A 15,614-nucleotide genomic window follows, 5' to 3' on the forward strand; every position below is an offset into this window, starting at 1 on the left:
TCCCAAGCGCGGCCTTCCGGCACATCGGTTTGAGACCGGTCATGCGTGCTCGCAGCCGCGCATGACGGGTCGGACTTCATGTCGAAGCGGAATGTCTGGTGCACATCGCCTCATGCGCACCGAGCAAGCAGCTGATCGCGGGTGATGTCCCTTCGCCTTGCGAGCAGCGTTGCAGTGACGGCTATCGCGCCCTCATCCCCTCAACACCCTGTCTTGAAATGAGCAACGCGCGTGCCAGAAATGGCATCGTGACAATTCAACGACTTCCCGCAGCGCAATGTGCTGCGTCGGACAGAATGTCCCGAGGTCCTTGGACAAAATGTCCAATCAGGTCGCTTCCGGCAGCCACACCGTGAATGTACTCCCGGAACCGACGCGGCTTTCGGCCGTGATCTGTCCGCCCTGGCGCTTGATCAGCGTCTGGCTGATGGAGAGGCCGAGCCCGGTGCCTTGCCGCCGCTTCGTCGTGTAGAAGGGGTCGAATATCTTTTCGATCACCTCAGCGCTCATGCCGATGCCGGTGTCGGCGACCTCGATGGCGACGCCCTGCTGGCCTTCGCGCTCGGCATCGAAGGAGCGGAGCGTCAGGGTTCCGCCTTCCGGCATGGCGTGGATCGCGTTGACGATGAGATTGACCAGCACCTGCTGCAACTCGTTGCTGTTCATCAGCACGAGCCGGTTGGCACGATCATCCCTGACCACGGCGATCTCGGTCTTGTTCAGAAGATGCTGCACCAGCGGCAGACAGTCGGAGATGACGCTTGCCGGTGCATGGCGCTCGACATAGCCGGCATATTCCTCCGGCCTCGCAAACTGCAACAGCTTGGTCACGATCTGACTGATGCGGTGAATCTGCTCGTCGAGCAGGCGAAACTCGACCTTCGCCTTGTCGGCATCGCCGCCGAACACGCTGCGGATGACGTCGAGATTGCCCTGCATCACCGCGATCGGATTGTTGATCTCGTGCGCAACGCCGGCGGTGATCTCGCCGATCGCAGCCAGCTTCTCGGACATGATGAGCTGCTTGGTGGTTGCCTCGAGCTTGAGATTGGCGTGCTCGAGGTCGCGGGTGCGCTCGCGCACGCGCACGTTCAGCTCTTCATTCCATTCGCGGAGTTGCCGGTCGCGTTCCTGGATCTGGTCGAGCAGGCTGTCGAGATGAACCGCGACGCGGCCGATCTCGTCGCCCAGTACCGGCATCTTGGTGCGGGCGGAGAGGTTCCCGCGCTCCACCTCGGTGATCGTCGCCGTAACGCGCTCCAGCGGCATGAAGATGGAGCTCGCCCAGCGCAGGAAGATCGGTACGGTCGCGGCGGTGATGATGATGAACGCCGCGATGATGATCACCAATGTCTGGTATTTGGCTTCGCTGAACGGCTTCTCCAGAAAGCCGACATAGAGCATGCCGACCCGCTTGCCGTAACTGTCCACCAGCGGCTCGTAGGCGGAGATGTACCAGTCATTGACCACGAAAGCGCTGTCGAGCCAGGTGCGCCCCTCGCCCAGCACGGCCGAGCGCACCGCCGCCGACACGCGCGTGCCGAGCGCGCGCCGTCCCTCGAACAGGCGGACGTTGGTCGATATCCGTACGTCGTCCAGGAACAGCGTCGCGGTGCCCTGGCTGCCCTCCGGCAGGCTCGCCGCGCGATAGACGAGATCGTTGATCGTGTCGATGAATTCGAGATTCTGGTTGAGCAGTGTGCCGCCGACCAGCGCAGCGGCGCCACCGTCAGGCAGCATCGCCCGGCTGGCCGCATGCACGACCATGCCGCGCGTCTCCGTGCTGCGGTCGGTCGGCACTGCGTTCGGGGTCGGCACGAGGTCCAAGCGCGCGCGCTCGGCCAGGGCCGGCGAAATTGCGGCGAGCTCGTCATTGCCGAAAATGTCGACGCCCGTCGCAGGAGCCTGGCCCGACAGCGCCGACATGATGATCGGCCAGTCACTTCTCGGTCGATGCTGCAGCGGCGGCGACGAGGCCAGGACGTCGCCGTGGCCGTTGGCCAGATACAGGAAATCGAGGCCGATTTCCTTGCGGGTCTCATCGAGCAGATCCTGCAGGGAGCCGCGCGCATCCGGCGCCAGCACCTCGTGGAAGCGGGCCGACAGGCTGAGCGCCCGGAGCTGGACGCCGGTCTTTTCGAGGATGCGGGCGAGATATTGGTGGGCGATGGTGAGATCGCCGTTGACCTTGGAGATCAGGGTCGCGTCGAATTTCGCGTTCCAGCGATAGATCGCAACGCCGAGCAGGAGCGGCAGGATGACCAGCATCGGCAGCAGCGCGATCGCGAGCAGCCGGAAGCGGACGGAGCGTCCCCGCACGGGCTCGCCGCTGCGGCCGCCAGCATCAGACATCCCACAACGCGCATTTGCGGTCGATGGTCTTGCGCGAGATGCCGAGGCGCCGCGCCGCCTCCTCGCGATTGCCATTGACCTCCTTCAGCACGCCGAGAATGTGACGGCGCTCGAGCTCCGCGAGACTGTCGGCAGGCGCCGACTGACCGTTGTCGCGGGGGCCGGCGAAATCGTCGGGGAAGGCGCCGAGGATCAGCGTGCGCTCGATCAGGTTACGCAGTTCGCGCACGTTGCCCGGCCAGTCATAGCTTGCGAGCGCCGCCCGCACCGAGGCGTCGATCGGCACCGGCGGCATGCCGAGCTGAGCCGAGAGCTTGCTCATGAAGATGGTGGCAAGCTCCTGCACGTCATCGCCGCTTCAGGAGCGGCAGGCGGATCTGCATCACGTTGAGCCGGTAGAACAGATCGGCTCGGAAACGTCCCTTCTCGACCTCCTTCTGCAGCTCGGCATTGGTTGCGAAGATGAAGCGCAGGTCGACCGGAACTTCGCGCTCGGAGCCGACCGGACGGACGCGGCGGTCCTCGAGCACGCGGAGCAGCTTGCTCTGCATCGGCAGCGGCAGCTCCCCGATCTCGTCGAGAAACAGCGTGCCGCCATGCGCATACAGGAACAGGCCCTCGCGCCCCGAATCGGCGCCGGTGAAGGCGCCCTTGATGTGCCCGAACAGCTCGGCCTCAATCATCTCGGGCGGGATCGCCGCGCAATTCACGGGCACGAAGGGCTTGTCGGCGCGATCGGACAGCGAGTGGATCGAGCGCGCGGCGACTTCCTTGCCGGTGCCGGATTCGCCGGTGAGGAGAACCGAGGTCGGCAGGCGCGCGACGCGGGCGATGGTCTCACGCACGCGCAGCGTCGCCGCCGACCGTCCGATCAGATTGTCACGCAGGAACGTGCGGTCGGACGAGGCACGCAAAGCGTAGCGCAGGACATAGTTCTCGCGCTGCAGGCGGACACGGTCGAGGCATCGTGCCACCGCGTTGAGGATCTGGTTGGAGCGGAACGGCTTCAGCACGAAATCGGCCGCACCGGCGCGCAGGGCCTGGATCGCGGTGTCGAGGTCGGCATAGGCGGTGATCAGGATGGCGTCGGCGAAAAAGCCGACGGCGCGCTGCTCGGCGAGCCAATCGACGCCGTTCTTGCCCGGCATGATGTTATCGAGAATGACGACGTCGTAGCGATTGGAATCGAGCTTGCGCGAAGCCTGGTCGGTATCGGCCGCCTCGTCCACCAGCTTGCAGCGCGGCGCCAGCGTGCGCACCAGGAAATTGCGCATGCCCGGCTCGTCGTCGACGATCAGGATGGAGGCCTGCGCCAGCGCGCTGAACTCCGGCCCTGCAGCTGCCTTGCCGAGCTTGACGGCAGGCTCGCGACCCACCGTGGGGTTTGCGGCTGCGCTTGCCCTCGATGTTGAGAAAGTCATGCCCGATGTTTAAGGTTTGAGATCATCCACCACAATAATCGGCGCCTTTCGCATTGCAGCGAAGCTCCGGCCGTTCCCCCAGGCGCAGCATAGTCAAACGTCCCCGCCGTGAATATTCGCCTTCCTACGGGGCGTCGCTCTTTTCGACCAGGAACACGATGCGCGTCTCGTTGCGCTCGGTGATCTCGACCTTGTCGCCGGTCTCGCGAATCAGGTTCGGAATGTCAATCACCGACAAGGGATCGGTACAGTGAACCTCGAGCTGATCACCCGGCTGCAAAGGCTTGAGCGCCTTGCGCGTCTTGAGGGCGGGCAGCGGGCATTTCAGTCCGGTGAGATCGAGCGTCGTTCTGGCCATGGCCGCAACATGGCGGGACGAAGCGATGGCGTCAACGGAAGGGCCCTAGAGCAGGTCGGCGTAGGACAGGAAGCCCACGTCCTGACCCGGCTCGACATTGGTGATGTCCTCGCCGAGTTCGACGAGTCCGTCAGTCTCGACCAGCGAGGACAACAGCCCGGCTCCTTCGCGCGGGAACTTGATCGCCTCGAGGCCGCCGTCCTCAGCGCGGCGCAGCGAGGCGCGCACATATTCGCGCCGCCCGGCCTTCTTCTTGTAAGTGAACGCCGCCCGCAGCGGGATGGGCGTCAGCGGCTCCGGTAGGCCTCCCCCCAGCGCCAAGGCCGTCGGTCGCACCACATGGACAAACGTCACGAAGCTCGCGACGGGATTGCCCGGCAATCCGATCAGCGGCACGCCGTCGATGATACCCATCGCCACGGGACGGCCGGGCTTGATCGCCATCCGCCACAGCACCAGCGAGCCGACGCTCTCGACCGCCGCCTTGACGTGATCCTCCTCCCCGGTCGAGACGCCGCCGGTGGTGAGGATCAGGTCGTGGTGACCTGCGACCTGCTTCAGGCCGCTCGCAAGTGACGTTCGCTCATCCCGCAGGATGCCGAGGTCGCTGACCTCGCAGCCGAGCCGCCGCAGCATCGTCATCAGCATGAAGCGATTGGAATCAAACAGCTGCGAGGCGGAGCGCGGCTCGCCAGGTGAGGCCAATTCGTCGCCGGTCGAGAACACGGCGACGCGGATGCGCCTGACGACGTCGAGCCTCGTCAGGCCGAATGCGGCGGCGAGCGCGACATGCTGCGGCCGCAAGCGCTGGCCGCCGCGCAGCGCGACGTGACCTTGCGGAATGTCCTCGCCTGCGGGACGGACATTGGCGCCGGGCTTCAGCCCCGGCGGCAACACGATCTTGCCGGACTCATCGATGCGGACGTCCTCCTGCATGAAGACGGTCTCGGCATCCGGCGGCATCGGCGCGCCGGTGAAGATCCGCGCGGTGTGGCCGGGCTTGATTGGCGCTTGCGCAAGCCCGCCGGCCTGGATGCGACCATCGAGCGGGAATGCCTGCTCCGCAGCTTGCGGAAGGTCGGCGTTGCGCACGGCGTAGCCGTCGACCGCGGAGTTGGTGAACGGCGGCAGCGGCAGTGGCGCCGCGATATCGCGCGCGAGCACGCGCCCGTCGGCATCGACCAGCGCAACAGTCTCGAGATCGGTGATCGCGTTGACGCGTGTCGTGATGAGGCCGACGGCTTCGTCGACCGACATCATCGGGCCGCCGAAGGCAAAGCAATCGTCCGATAATTGCGCCATGGTGCCTCGTCAGCGTATCGCGGTGCTTCTTGCCACCACTTCCTCGACCGGCATCGCCGCAAGCAGCAGCAACGCGGCTACAGCAGGGATATCATCGAGATGGACGGTCGGCAGCCGGGTTTCAACCGCGGTGTCGGTCGCAATCCCGGCAATTCCGGGATCGTCGGGAAAGAGCAGCGGTTTGCCGTTCGCGGCACGATGCACCTCGATCTTGCGATGCGGCTCGCGCTTGAAGCCCTCGACCACGACGACATCGACCGCGGAGAGCTTCTCGAGCAGCTCCGGCAGCCGCGGCTCCGCCGCCCCGCGCAACTCATGCATCAGCGCCCACCGCTTTGACGAAGCGACCAGCACCTCCGCCGCGCCGGCCTCGCGATGGCGCCAGGAATCCTTGCCGGGCACATCGACGTCAAACTGGTGATGCGCATGCTTGATCACGGAGACGCGCAGGCCTTGCGCCTTGAAATGCGGGATCAGCCGCGTCAACAGCGTGGTCTTGCCCGCACCGCTCCAGCCTGCAAGGCCGATGACTTTCATAACCGTTCGATCTCCGCCAACGGCTCGCCAGCCGATGGAACCCGCCGGCCGTCATTGCGAGCGCAGCGAAACAAATCCAGACCGTCACTGCGGATATTATTCTGGATTTGCTTCGCTGCGCTCGCAATGACGACGAGGCGGCATTTCGCTCTCTTGCCGCCATGCTTATATCGGCTTGACCCGAATGTCATGCTAACCTCGCCGCCATGATGAAGATCGACAAAGCCCCGGTGCCCCTGATCGTCCCCAATCCGGACGACCCGCGCCTGACCCAGAGCGTGACCGGCACTGACCAGACCGGCGCCAGGGTCGAGATCAAGGTCCCGATGGAGCGGCCACTGACGCTCTACCTGAATGCCCAGGAGATCGTCACCATGATGACGATCGGCGATTACCCCGAATATCTGGCGCTCGGCTATCTGCTGAACCAGAACATGCTGAAATATAATGACGTGGTCACCGAGGTCGAATACGACGACGACCTCCAGGTGGTCGTCGTGCGCACCGAGCACCACACCAATTTCGAGGCCAAGCTGAAGAAGCGCACGCAGACCTCGGGCTGCGCGCAGGGCACCGCCTTCGGCGACCTCTTGGAGGCGGTCGAGAGCGCCGCGCTGCCCAAGGCGGAGCTGCGCACCTCTTGGCTCTACCAGATGACGCAGACCATCAACACCATGCCCTCGCTCTACCTTGAGGCCGGCGCGATCCATGGCTGCGTGCTGTGCAAGGAGGGCACGCCGCTCTGCTACACCGAGGACGTCGGCCGCCACAATGCCGTCGACAAGATCGCAGGCTGGATGTATCGCCACGGCGTCGATCCCTCCGACAAGATCCTCTACACCACGGGACGCCTCACCTCGGAGATGGTGATCAAGACCGTGCGCATGGGCATTCCAATCCTGGTCTCGCGCTCCGGCTTCACCGCCTGGGGCGTCGACCTCGCCAGGCAGGTCGGGCTGACGCTGGTCGGCCGCACCCGCGGCAAGCGCTTCATTGCGCTCGCGGGCGAGGAGCGCATCGTCTACGACCAGAACCTCGCCTATGTGGAAGAGGAGTCCGCCAAGCACAAGCGCAAGGGTGAAGGCGGTGACGACTGACATCCCCGCCACGAGTGTTCCTTCGACTCTTGGCGTGCTGCTCGCCGGCGGTCTCGCGCGGCGCATGGGCGGCGGCGACAAGCCGATGCGCACCATCGGCGGCCGCACCATTCTGGAGCGCGTGATCGCGCGCCTTTCGCCCCAGTGCAGCGGGCTGATCCTCAACGCCAACGGCGATCCCGCCCGCTTCGCCGCGTTCGGCTTGCAAGTCGTCGCCGACGACGTGCCCGGCTTCCCCGGCCCGCTCGCCGGCATCCTCGCCGCGCTCGACTGGACCGCGGCGAACCGGCCGGAGATCGAATGGGTGCTCAGCGCCGCCGGCGACTGCCCGTTCCTGCCGCGCGATCTCGTCGCACGGCTACATGACGCGCGCGCGCGTGAGAACGCGCAGCTCGCGGTCGCCGCATCAGGCGAGCAGTCGCATCCGGTGATCGGCCTGTGGCGCGTCGCCTTGCGCGACGAACTGCGCCACGCCCTTGTCGTCGAAGACCTCCGCAAGATCGACCGCTGGACGGCACGCTATCCGCTGGCGACGGTGACATGGCCGACCGAGCCGCTCGATCCATTCTTCAATGCGAACACGGTCGAGGACATTGCCGAGGCCGAGCGGCTGGCGGCGCTGGATGACGCGTCCTAAGGCGGTGCATTGAGCTCTGGCCGTGACCCGGGATAGACCCAGCTGGTATCTACGCGGGCCGGAAGCCGGCGCGCTCGAGTGCTACGCGGGCCGCGTCCGAGCCGAGCGCATCGAGAAAGGCCTGCACTGCCGGCCGGTGTTTGCGCGCCGTCACCAGCGCGAAGTCATAATGCTCTTCCGCCAGCGGAATGAAGCCGAGGCTGGCCGCATGGGCGACCGGCGCGATCGTCATGCCCCAGTCCGCGCGGCGCTGGGCGACGGCCGCCGCCACCGCATTGTGCGAACGCGGCTGGTTCCAGTAGCCGTCCGGCCGTACGCCGCCGAGCAGCCGGTCGATCAGGATGCGCGTGCCGGCGCCCTGGTTGCGGTTGACCATGATGCAGCTGGAGTCCGCGAGCGCGGCAGCGACCGCATCCTTCGCGTTCAGGCCCTGGAAGCGCGTGTCGCCCTTTCGGAAGACGATGCCCTGCATCCGCCGCCAGCCTGGGACGAGCTCGAGCCCGTCGACGAGATAAGGCGTGTTGTAGGTCTCGCTCCTGTCGTCGAACAGGTGGATCGGCGCGAGATCGCATTCGCCGCGCTTGGCCGCTGCGAGGCCGCCGAGGCTGCCGACCGCAATGGAACGCACGGTCAGGCCGGCATGCGCGACTTGTGCGGTGACGAGATCGAGGCCGGTGCAATGGCTGCCGACAATGACGAGATCGGGCACGCGCACATGCGGCGTGAATAGCGTCACCTCTGTCGCGGTCCCAGCCGGCATCTGATCGGCGAGCGCGTCGATGCGCAGGAATCCATCGGCCTGTGCAAATGACGTGATCGCACCAGAGCCCTTGCCGGAGGGATAGGCAATCAGGCCATCCCTGCCCTGGACCAGCGAGACCATGACGAATTCGGTGCGGCCGAGCTCGGACGCAATGCGCACCGGCACGGTCGCGCTGACCTTGGCATCGGAGCGCGGCGGCAGGCCGGCCATCCTGCGCAGCACCGGCACGATCATATCGTGGAAGGTGAACATCGCCGAGGTTGGGAAGCCCGGCAGTATCACCACCGGCTTGCCGTCGCAGACCGCAAGGCAAAGCGGCTTGCCGGGCTTGAGCGCCACACCATGCGCAATGATGCCGGGCGCGCCGAGTCGGCCGATGATGCGATGGGAGAGATCGCCCGCGCCTTTCGACGTCCCCCCCGACAGCACCAGCATGTCGGCATCCGCAAGCGCGCTGCACATGGCGGCTTCGAGCCTGGCTTCATCGTCGGGAATGGCACCGAGGAAAACGGCCTCGCCACCATTCTCGTCGACCGCGGCCGCGACGATGGCGCCGTTGGTATCGTAGATTTCGGCAGGTCCGAGCGGCTGGCCGGGCTGAACCAGTTCGTCGCCGGTGGAGATCACGGCAACCCGCGGCCGGCGCGCGACACTCACCTCGGCAATGCCGCAAGCCGCCAGCATGCCGATCTCGCGCGAGCCCATGACGGTGCCGGCGCGCAGCAGCGCCTCGCCGCGCGCGATGTCGGATCCGGCGTATGAGACGAACTGCCCCGGCGAGACGGCGCGGCGGACATCGATCGCATCCGGCCCGGCCGGCTGGGTGTGCTCGACCATGACCACGGCATCGGCGCCGCGCGGCAGCGGACCGCCGGTGGCAATCGGCGTCGCAGTCCCGGCGGCCACCTGCAGCGACGACGCGGTGCCGCAATGAATTGTCTCGCCATTCAACGCAAGGCGCACGGGCGCGCCCTCGCCGGCCCCCGCGAGGTCGGCAGAGCGCACGGCAAAGCCGTCGACATTGGAGCGGTCGAACGGCGGCACGTCGATCGGCGCGGTAATGTCCTCGGCGAGCGCCGCGCCGAGCGCAGCGGCGAGCTTGCGCGTTTCGCTGCGAAGCGCGCGCGGCAACAAGGCCGCCTCGAAGCGCGCCAGGGCCTCCTCGCGCGAGAGGATCTTGAGGAACTGCTCCTGTTCGAGCGCGCTGCGGTCTGGTGATTTCGGGATCATCGTCATGCCAGGACCCATATCACTCCCGCATCGGATGGGCATCCACCGGCGTACCTGCCGCAAATCCCTCGTGACTGGCAGGAATGAGCAGCCATGCGTCCGCACCGGCGATGGCCTGAAGCGGCCATTCTCGCACGGCAAGCGGCAGCCAGGCACGATGTTCCTCGGCCAGCAAAGCGATCTCAGCGATGCCGACACTGGATGCGATTTTTCGCGCGAGCGGCAGGGACACTTTTAGTCGCGGCCGACGCGCCGACAAACGGTCGACGAGCGGCAGCACGAGCGCGAGCCACGCCGCAAGCGCAGAATCGGGCGAGCCGGGCAAGGCGACGACGGGAACTCGTCCGAGCCGTCCGACCGCGGCGGTGCGCCCGGGCTGGAGCGCAAGGCCGTGCGCCATCACCTCGCCGCGCTGCGCCAGGGCCGTGATGGCGGCGTCCTGTCGGCCGACGCCGCTACCGCCGATGGACAGCAGAAGATCGCAGGAGGACGCATCAAGCACGTCGGCAATCGATGCTGCATCGCGTGCACGGGCTTGACGCGTTTCCGCGTTCAATCCCGTGGCGCGCGCGATCCCGGCAATCAGATGCATCGTTGCCGTTGCGCCCGGCACGTTCACGATGTGCAGTCGGGGCCGCCGCACGCCGATTTTCTCCAGGCCCGCAACGCGCGCGAGCAGCAGATCCGTCGCACCGATCGGACAGCCCTCGGCACCGGCTGGCGTGCGTTCCACGATGTCGCTACCGGCGCGCCGAACGCCCTGCCCCGGCACGCCCTCCGCCAGCACCTGGGCGAGCGGCCCCGCCACCTCCACCGCGTCGGCATCGAGCACACAATCGCAGCCCGCAGGCATCGCGTCGCCGGCCTCGACCCACGACGGCACTTTAGTCAAAGGCAGCGGCGAGTAAGCGGACGCACCGACGAGATCATTGGCGGATAACGCCCAACCGTCTGCGGCCGCAATGTCGCGCGAAGGATAGGCGGCAGGCAGCGGAGTGCCCGCCGCGATGCAGCCGATCGCGTCCGCCAGCGGCACCTCCACCGGCGCCACGGGATCAACGCCTCGCAGCAAAGCGGCGAGCGCGGTGTCGAGCGGCGTGAGCGAGGATGGCAGGCGCTGGGTCATGCGCCATGATGGATCACGCATCGTCCGGTTTGGCAACCGCCGGCGACGACGGCCTCAGCCGCCGGACCTGTCCGAATTGGGGAAGAACAGCTGCTGCCCGTCGACCTTGTAGCCGGCGATCGCTGTCTGCCCCTCCGGCGACGTCAGCCAGTCGATGAAGGTCTGCGCGAGGTCCTTCTTCACGTTCGGGAACTTCTCGGGGCTCACGAGCATCACGCCATACTGGTTGAGCAGTCGCCGGTCGCCTTCGACGACGATGTCGAGATCGCCGCGATCCCTGAAGCCGGTCCAGCTGCCGCGATCCGACAGCACATAGGCGTTGGCCGCACGCGCGGCCTCGAGCGCCGCATCCATGCCCTGCTTGGCCTCGCGATACCAGGCGCCCTTGGCGCTCGCGATGTCGATGCCGGCGACGATCCAAAGCGCGAGTTCCGCGGCGTGAGTGCCCGACCGATCGCCACGCGTCACGAACGGCGCGCCCTTGGCTTCGATCGCTTTCAGCGCCGTCGCGATGTCCTTGCCCTTCACGCCCGCAGGATCGCTCTTCGGCCCGATCAACACATAATCGTTGTACATCACGTCGTAGCGCTTCACGCCAAAGCCGTCGGCAACGAATTTCTCCTCCTGAGGCCTCGCGTGCATCAGCACGACGTCGACCTCGCCCCGTCGCGCCCCATCGAGCACTTCGTCGGCGCGCCGTGCGATCACGGTGACGTCGATGCCGGTCTTGTCGCGGAAGATCGGCAGCAGATAGTTGAGCAGGCCGGACTCCTGCGTCGCCGTCGTCGTCGCGAGGACTATGCCGCGGTCCTGCGCGGACGACGCGGCAACGCCCGCAGCAAGGCCGCAGAGAAGCGCGGCGGCAACGGATAGGCGGCCCATGATCAAGTTCCCCACTGGCTATGACGCGATCATGATGATCGATTGCGCCGCGCTCGTGACGCGCTTGCGCTGCTTAGCCGGGAAACTTCGGCAACGCAGAGCGCTCTGGGATCGTTCACCAGAGCAGAAATCGCGCGTGCGGATGTGTTGCAAAGCAGCGAGATGATCGGGCATGGTTCCCGCGCCGAACTGGTCCACGCCGGCCAGGCCGATTGCGGCATTGCGACGCGCGCCGCGGCGCGCTCGGCCGGTCTCGATTTCGTGCCGCTGGTCTGGGAGAACTTTGACCTCGCGATGCGGCAGCGCAGCTATTTCCGCCCTGCCATGCAGGCCTTGCTCCGCTTCCTGAACGAACGGCGGCTGCGCCAGCGTGCCGAGGAGCTGACCGGCTACGATCCCTCGCCCGCACGGCTGATCCGCTTCGCGGCCTGACGTTGACGCCCGCCCCCAAACAGTTGCAAAAGAAACCAATTCAGCCGGGCATACCCGGACGCAACACCGGCCAACGAGCCGGCTCAGGGGAGGACAGCGTGAACCCAACCAGATTTGGACTGCCGGTCGCGGCCGCTTTGACTGCGGCGCTGCTTTCAGGTGCGGCGTCGGCGCAGGTTTCCGACGACGTCGTCAAGATCGGCGTGCTCACCGACATGAACGGCCCGGCCTCGGCGCCGACCGGCCAGGGCTCGGTGACGGCGGCGCAAATGGCGATCGACGATTTCGGCGGCACCGTGCTCGGCAAGCCGATCAGCGTCGTGATCGGCGACCACCAGCTCAAGGCCGATGTCGGCGGCGCGATTGCGCGGCGCTGGTACGACGTCGACCACGTCGATCTGATCGTCGACGTGCCGGTCTCGGCGGTCGGGCTCGCGGTGCAGAACATCGCCAACGAGAAGAAGCGGCTGTTCATCACCCACTCCACCGGCACCGCGGATTTCCACGGCAAGTTCTGCTCGCCTTACGCGATCCAATGGGTGTTCGACACCCGCGCGCTCGCGGTCGGCACCGCGGACGCCGTGGTCAAGCGCGGCGGCGACAGCTGGTTCTTCATCACCGACGACTACGCCTTCGGCCATTCGCTGGAGCGCGACGCCTCCGCCGTCGTCACCGCCAATGGCGGCAAGGTGCTGGGCTCGGTGCGGCCGCCGCTGGCAACGCCGGACCTCTCCTCATTCGTGCTGCAGGCGCAGGCCTCCAAGGCCAAGATCATCGGCATTGCTGCCGGCCCCCCCAACAACATGAACGAGATCAAGACCGGCGCCGAGTTCGGCGTGTTCAAGGGCGGCCAGCAGATGGCGGCGCTACTGGCGCTGATCACCGACATCCACGGCCTCGGCCTGCAAGCGGCGCAAGGCCTGCTCCTGACCACGTCGTTCTACTGGGACATGGACGACAAGACCCGCGAATGGTCGAAGCGCTATTTTGCCAAGATGAACAAGATGCCGTCGATGTGGCAGGCCGGCGTTTATTCCAGCGTGATGCACTATCTCAACGCCATCAAGGAGACCGGCACCGACGATCCGCTCAAGGTCGCGGCCAAGATGCGCGAGAAGCCGATCGAGGATTTCTTCGCCCGCAACGGCAAACTGCGCGAGGACAATCTGATGGTGCACGACCTCTGGCTGGTGCAGGTGAAGACGCCGGAGGAGAGCAAATATCCGTGGGACTATTACAGGATCCTCACGACCATCTCCGGCGACAAGGCGTTCGGTCCGCCGGACCCGGCATGTGCGCTGGTGAAGAAGTGACGAGGTAGCCGTCATTCCGGGGCAGTCCGCAGGACCGAACTACGGTGCGCAATTGCGCACCTGAGAATCTCGAGATTCCGGGTTCGCGCTTCGTGCGCCAGGGAATGACCGCTACGCGGTCACTTCACCACGCCGATCTCGCGAAAGTACTTCATCACGCCCGGATGGATCAGCTGCACCTTCGGCGCGGCCGCGACCGTGTTCGCGGCCGTGGTCTCGCAGGCCTGCGCGAGCTTCCTGCAGAACGTCGCCTCGATAGCGTGCAGCGTCTTCGCGAGCCGATAGGCGACATCGTCGGGCAGATCCTCGCGCGTCAGCACGAAGCTCCACGAGCCGAGCGAAGCGATCGGCTCGGACTGTTTCGGATAGCTGCCGGCCGGCACGGTGAGCGGCTTCAGGAACGCATGCTTGGCGCGGATGCGCGCGATCTCTTCGGCATTGGGCGCGATGAAGCGCGCGCCCGATGCGCTCGAGGCGACCGCGGCAAAACCGGGCCAGCCGATGCCGGCGCCCCAGAGCGCGGCGACGCGGCCGTCCTCGACCATCGCAGGGCCGTCGCCGGCGCGGTCGAGATAGATCGCCTTGAAGTCCTCGTCCTGGTTCAGGCCGAGGCCATCGAGTACATAGCGCGCCAGGATCGGCAGGCCGGAGCCTTTGGCGCCGAACGCGACGGGCTGGCCAACGAGATCGCGAATGGTCCTGTAGGGACTGTCCGCGCGCACCACGAACATGCCGGGGTTGGAATAGATCGCCGTGAGAATCTTCAATCGTACCGGCGCACGGCCGATGCCGGCGAAGGCCTCATAGGCCGGCTCGCCCGCGACCAGCGCAAGATCGAGCTCGCCTTTCTCCAGCAGCGGGATGTTCTCGTTGCTGCCCTTGGTGTTGCGCGGTGCGATGGAAATTTCCGGATCGGCCGCGTTCATCACCTCGGCGAAGGCATTGCCATAGAGCGGGAAGCCGCCGCCGGGTGTCGCGGTGCCGAGGCTGAGAGTAGTGGTCGGAATGGCCGTGCCTCCGGTTTGGGCGGCGGCGGAGCTGGCGAGCAGCGCCGCACTGATGAGCATCATCGCGAATCTCATGGTCGCTCCCGGCGGGCCTGCGTCAACATCGACTTGCGGCGATGTAGGCAGCCGCGCGTTTTTGTGAAAGCATGCCCTCCAACGACAATAAAGCAATGGGAGGCGTCATGTTGCGAATTTTGCGTAACGGTGTTTTCGGGCTCGCAGTTCTCTTAGGTCTTTTCAGCGCCACCCCTCCCGCCGCCGCCGGCTACCCCGACCGTCCCGTGCACTGGCTGATCGGCTTTGCCGCCGGCGGCCCGGTCGACATCGTGGCGCGGATCATGGCGCAGTGGCTGTCGGACCGTCTCGGCCAGCAATTCATCGTCGAGAACCGCACCGGATCCGGCGGCAACATCGCCGCGGCTGCCGCGATCAATTCGCCTCCGGACGGCTACACGCTGCTGTTCGTCGCGCCCAACAACGCGATTTCGACCTCGCTCTACAAGAAGCTGCCGTTCGACTTTTTGCGCGACACCGTGCCGGTGGCCAGCATCATGCAGCTCACCAACATGCTGGTCGTCTCCAACGCGTTTCCGCCGAAGACGGTCCAGGAGTTCATCGACTATTGCAAGGCCAATCCCGGCAAGATCTCCTTTGCCTCCTCCGGCAACGGCACCTCGGTGCACATGTCGGCCGAGCTGTTCAAGGTGATGACGAAGTGCGACATGGTGCACGTGCCCTATCGCGGCTCGGCCATCGCCTTCCCCGACATCATCTCCAACAAGGTGCAGCTGATCTTCGACAATCTGCCCTCGGCGATGGAGCAGGTGAAAGGCGGCAATGTCCGCGCGCTCGGCGTGACCTCGCCGCAGCGCTGGCCGAGCGTGCCCGACGTGCCCGCGATCGCCGAGACCGTGCCGGGATTCGAATCGGTCGGCTTCTACGGCATCTCCGCGCCGAAGGGCACGCCGCCCGAGGTGATCGAGATCCTCAACAAGGCCGTCGGCGAAGCGCTGAAGGACCCCAAGCTGGTCGCGCGCCTCACTGAGGTCGGCGGCCTCCCCAAGCCGATGACGCCCGCCGAGTTCGGCAAGCTGGTCGCGGACGAAACCGAGAAGTGGCGCAAGGTGGTGGAGTTCGCCGGGGTCTCCGTGGACTAG

The 15,614-nt window shown here is 66.2% G+C and carries 13 protein-coding genes and 1 pseudogene; 5 read left to right on the forward strand and 9 right to left on the reverse strand.

Translation table 11 applies throughout. The features are described 5' to 3' along the window. Window positions 1-327: 327 nt before the first annotated feature. The 5 genes and pseudogenes from P6U27_RS29115 to mobB all read right to left on the reverse strand — a co-directional run bounded on the left by P6U27_RS29115 (window position 328) and on the right by mobB (window position 5,970). Window positions 328-2,352: a cache domain-containing protein gene (locus tag P6U27_RS29115; protein WP_122405081.1), complete on the reverse strand. Its 2,025-nt coding sequence runs from the start codon at window positions 2,350-2,352 to the stop codon at window positions 328-330. Continuing rightward, window positions 2,345-3,773, reverse strand: a pseudogene (locus P6U27_RS29120) (sigma-54-dependent transcriptional regulator). Before P6U27_RS29120 ends, P6U27_RS29115 begins: the two are co-directional and overlap by 8 nt. A gap of 124 nt (window positions 3,774-3,897) precedes the next feature. After that, window positions 3,898-4,131 (reverse strand): sulfurtransferase TusA family protein, encoded by a 234-nt coding sequence (locus tag P6U27_RS29125; protein ID WP_122405083.1) that lies wholly within the window; start codon window positions 4,129-4,131, stop codon window positions 3,898-3,900. 45 nt (window positions 4,132-4,176) lie between these two features. Next, window positions 4,177-5,433, reverse strand: a complete 1,257-nt coding sequence (gene glp, locus P6U27_RS29130; RefSeq protein ID WP_407121632.1) for a gephyrin-like molybdotransferase Glp — start codon at window positions 5,431-5,433, stop codon at window positions 4,177-4,179. A 9-nt stretch (window positions 5,434-5,442) separates the two neighbouring features. Continuing rightward, window positions 5,443-5,970: a molybdopterin-guanine dinucleotide biosynthesis protein B gene (gene mobB, locus P6U27_RS29135; protein ID WP_122405085.1), complete on the reverse strand. Its 528-nt coding sequence runs from the start codon at window positions 5,968-5,970 to the stop codon at window positions 5,443-5,445. A 206-nt stretch (window positions 5,971-6,176) separates the two neighbouring features. Here mobB and P6U27_RS29140 point away from each other — a divergent pair, with 206 nt between their 5' ends. Together P6U27_RS29140 and mobA are read left to right on the forward strand one after the other, a co-directional pair. Then, complete coding sequence (locus P6U27_RS29140; RefSeq protein WP_122405086.1) at window positions 6,177-7,067, forward strand: formate dehydrogenase accessory sulfurtransferase FdhD; 891 nt, start codon at window positions 6,177-6,179, stop codon at window positions 7,065-7,067. Then, window positions 7,012-7,704 carry a molybdenum cofactor guanylyltransferase MobA gene (gene mobA, locus P6U27_RS29145; RefSeq protein WP_407121631.1) on the forward strand — a complete coding sequence of 231 codons (693 nt, stop codon included), beginning with the start codon at window positions 7,012-7,014 and terminating at the stop codon, window positions 7,702-7,704. Before P6U27_RS29140 ends, mobA begins: the two co-directional genes overlap by 56 nt. A 49-nt stretch (window positions 7,705-7,753) precedes the next feature. Here mobA and P6U27_RS29150 read toward each other — a convergent pair whose 3' ends face one another. Genes P6U27_RS29150 through P6U27_RS29160 form a run of 3 tightly spaced genes read right to left on the reverse strand, consistent with a single transcriptional unit; the run spans window position 7,754 to window position 11,705 of the window. Further along, window positions 7,754-9,703, reverse strand: a complete 1,950-nt coding sequence (locus P6U27_RS29150; RefSeq protein ID WP_407192966.1) for a molybdopterin biosynthesis protein — start codon at window positions 9,701-9,703, stop codon at window positions 7,754-7,756. 13 nt (window positions 9,704-9,716) lie between these two features. After that, a complete protein-coding gene (locus P6U27_RS29155) occupies window positions 9,717-10,823 on the reverse strand; it encodes a molybdopterin-binding protein (protein WP_122405089.1) in 1,107 nt (368 codons plus the stop codon). Window positions 10,824-10,877: 54 nt separating this feature from the next. Beyond that, window positions 10,878-11,705 carry a substrate-binding domain-containing protein gene (locus tag P6U27_RS29160; RefSeq protein ID WP_122405090.1) on the reverse strand — a complete coding sequence of 276 codons (828 nt, stop codon included), beginning with the start codon at window positions 11,703-11,705 and terminating at the stop codon, window positions 10,878-10,880. A gap of 129 nt (window positions 11,706-11,834) precedes the next feature. On the opposite strand from P6U27_RS29160, the gene P6U27_RS29165 reads away from it, so the two are divergent. Further along, window positions 11,835-12,137 carry a substrate-binding domain-containing protein gene (locus P6U27_RS29165; RefSeq protein WP_407194493.1) on the forward strand — a complete coding sequence of 101 codons (303 nt, stop codon included), beginning with the start codon at window positions 11,835-11,837 and terminating at the stop codon, window positions 12,135-12,137. A gap of 98 nt (window positions 12,138-12,235) precedes the next feature. After that, complete coding sequence (locus P6U27_RS29170; RefSeq protein ID WP_129143619.1) at window positions 12,236-13,450, forward strand: ABC transporter substrate-binding protein; 1,215 nt, start codon at window positions 12,236-12,238, stop codon at window positions 13,448-13,450. A gap of 119 nt (window positions 13,451-13,569) precedes the next feature. Here P6U27_RS29170 and P6U27_RS29175 read toward each other — a convergent pair whose 3' ends face one another. Continuing rightward, entirely contained in the window at window positions 13,570-14,520 is a 951-nt protein-coding gene (locus P6U27_RS29175) for a TAXI family TRAP transporter solute-binding subunit (RefSeq protein ID WP_407192967.1), read from the reverse strand. Window positions 14,521-14,639: 119 nt separating this feature from the next. Here P6U27_RS29175 and P6U27_RS29180 point away from each other — a divergent pair, with 119 nt between their 5' ends. Then, window positions 14,640-15,614 (forward strand): tripartite tricarboxylate transporter substrate binding protein, encoded by a 975-nt coding sequence (locus P6U27_RS29180; protein WP_164936908.1) that lies wholly within the window; start codon window positions 14,640-14,642, stop codon window positions 15,612-15,614.

Origin of the sequence: Bradyrhizobium sp. STM 3566 (assembly GCF_045571445.1) — a bacterium.
Taxonomy (GTDB): domain Bacteria; phylum Pseudomonadota; class Alphaproteobacteria; order Rhizobiales; family Xanthobacteraceae; genus Bradyrhizobium; species Bradyrhizobium vignae.

What these genes read in the sequence shown, in the direction of transcription:
- P6U27_RS29115 (WP_122405081.1), bottom strand. Translation starts at nt 2,352, where the DNA reads ATGTCTGATGCTGGCGGCCGCAGCGGCGAGCCCGTGCGGGGACGCTCC.
- P6U27_RS29125 (WP_122405083.1), bottom strand. Translation starts at nt 4,131, where the DNA reads ATGGCCAGAACGACGCTCGATCTCACCGGACTGAAATGCCCGCTGCCC.
- glp (WP_407121632.1), bottom strand. Translation starts at nt 5,433, where the DNA reads ATGGCGCAATTATCGGACGATTGCTTTGCCTTCGGCGGCCCGATGATG.
- mobB (WP_122405085.1), bottom strand. Translation starts at nt 5,970, where the DNA reads ATGAAAGTCATCGGCCTTGCAGGCTGGAGCGGTGCGGGCAAGACCACG.
- P6U27_RS29140 (WP_122405086.1), top strand. Translation starts at nt 6,177, where the DNA reads ATGATGAAGATCGACAAAGCCCCGGTGCCCCTGATCGTCCCCAATCCG.
- mobA (WP_407121631.1), top strand. Translation starts at nt 7,012, where the DNA reads ATGTGGAAGAGGAGTCCGCCAAGCACAAGCGCAAGGGTGAAGGCGGTG.
- P6U27_RS29150 (WP_407192966.1), bottom strand. Translation starts at nt 9,703, where the DNA reads ATGACGATGATCCCGAAATCACCAGACCGCAGCGCGCTCGAACAGGAG.
- P6U27_RS29155 (WP_122405089.1), bottom strand. Translation starts at nt 10,823, where the DNA reads ATGACCCAGCGCCTGCCATCCTCGCTCACGCCGCTCGACACCGCGCTC.
- P6U27_RS29160 (WP_122405090.1), bottom strand. Translation starts at nt 11,705, where the DNA reads ATGGGCCGCCTATCCGTTGCCGCCGCGCTTCTCTGCGGCCTTGCTGCG.
- P6U27_RS29175 (WP_407192967.1), bottom strand. Translation starts at nt 14,520, where the DNA reads ATGATGCTCATCAGTGCGGCGCTGCTCGCCAGCTCCGCCGCCGCCCAA.
- P6U27_RS29180 (WP_164936908.1), top strand. Translation starts at nt 14,640, where the DNA reads ATGTTGCGAATTTTGCGTAACGGTGTTTTCGGGCTCGCAGTTCTCTTA.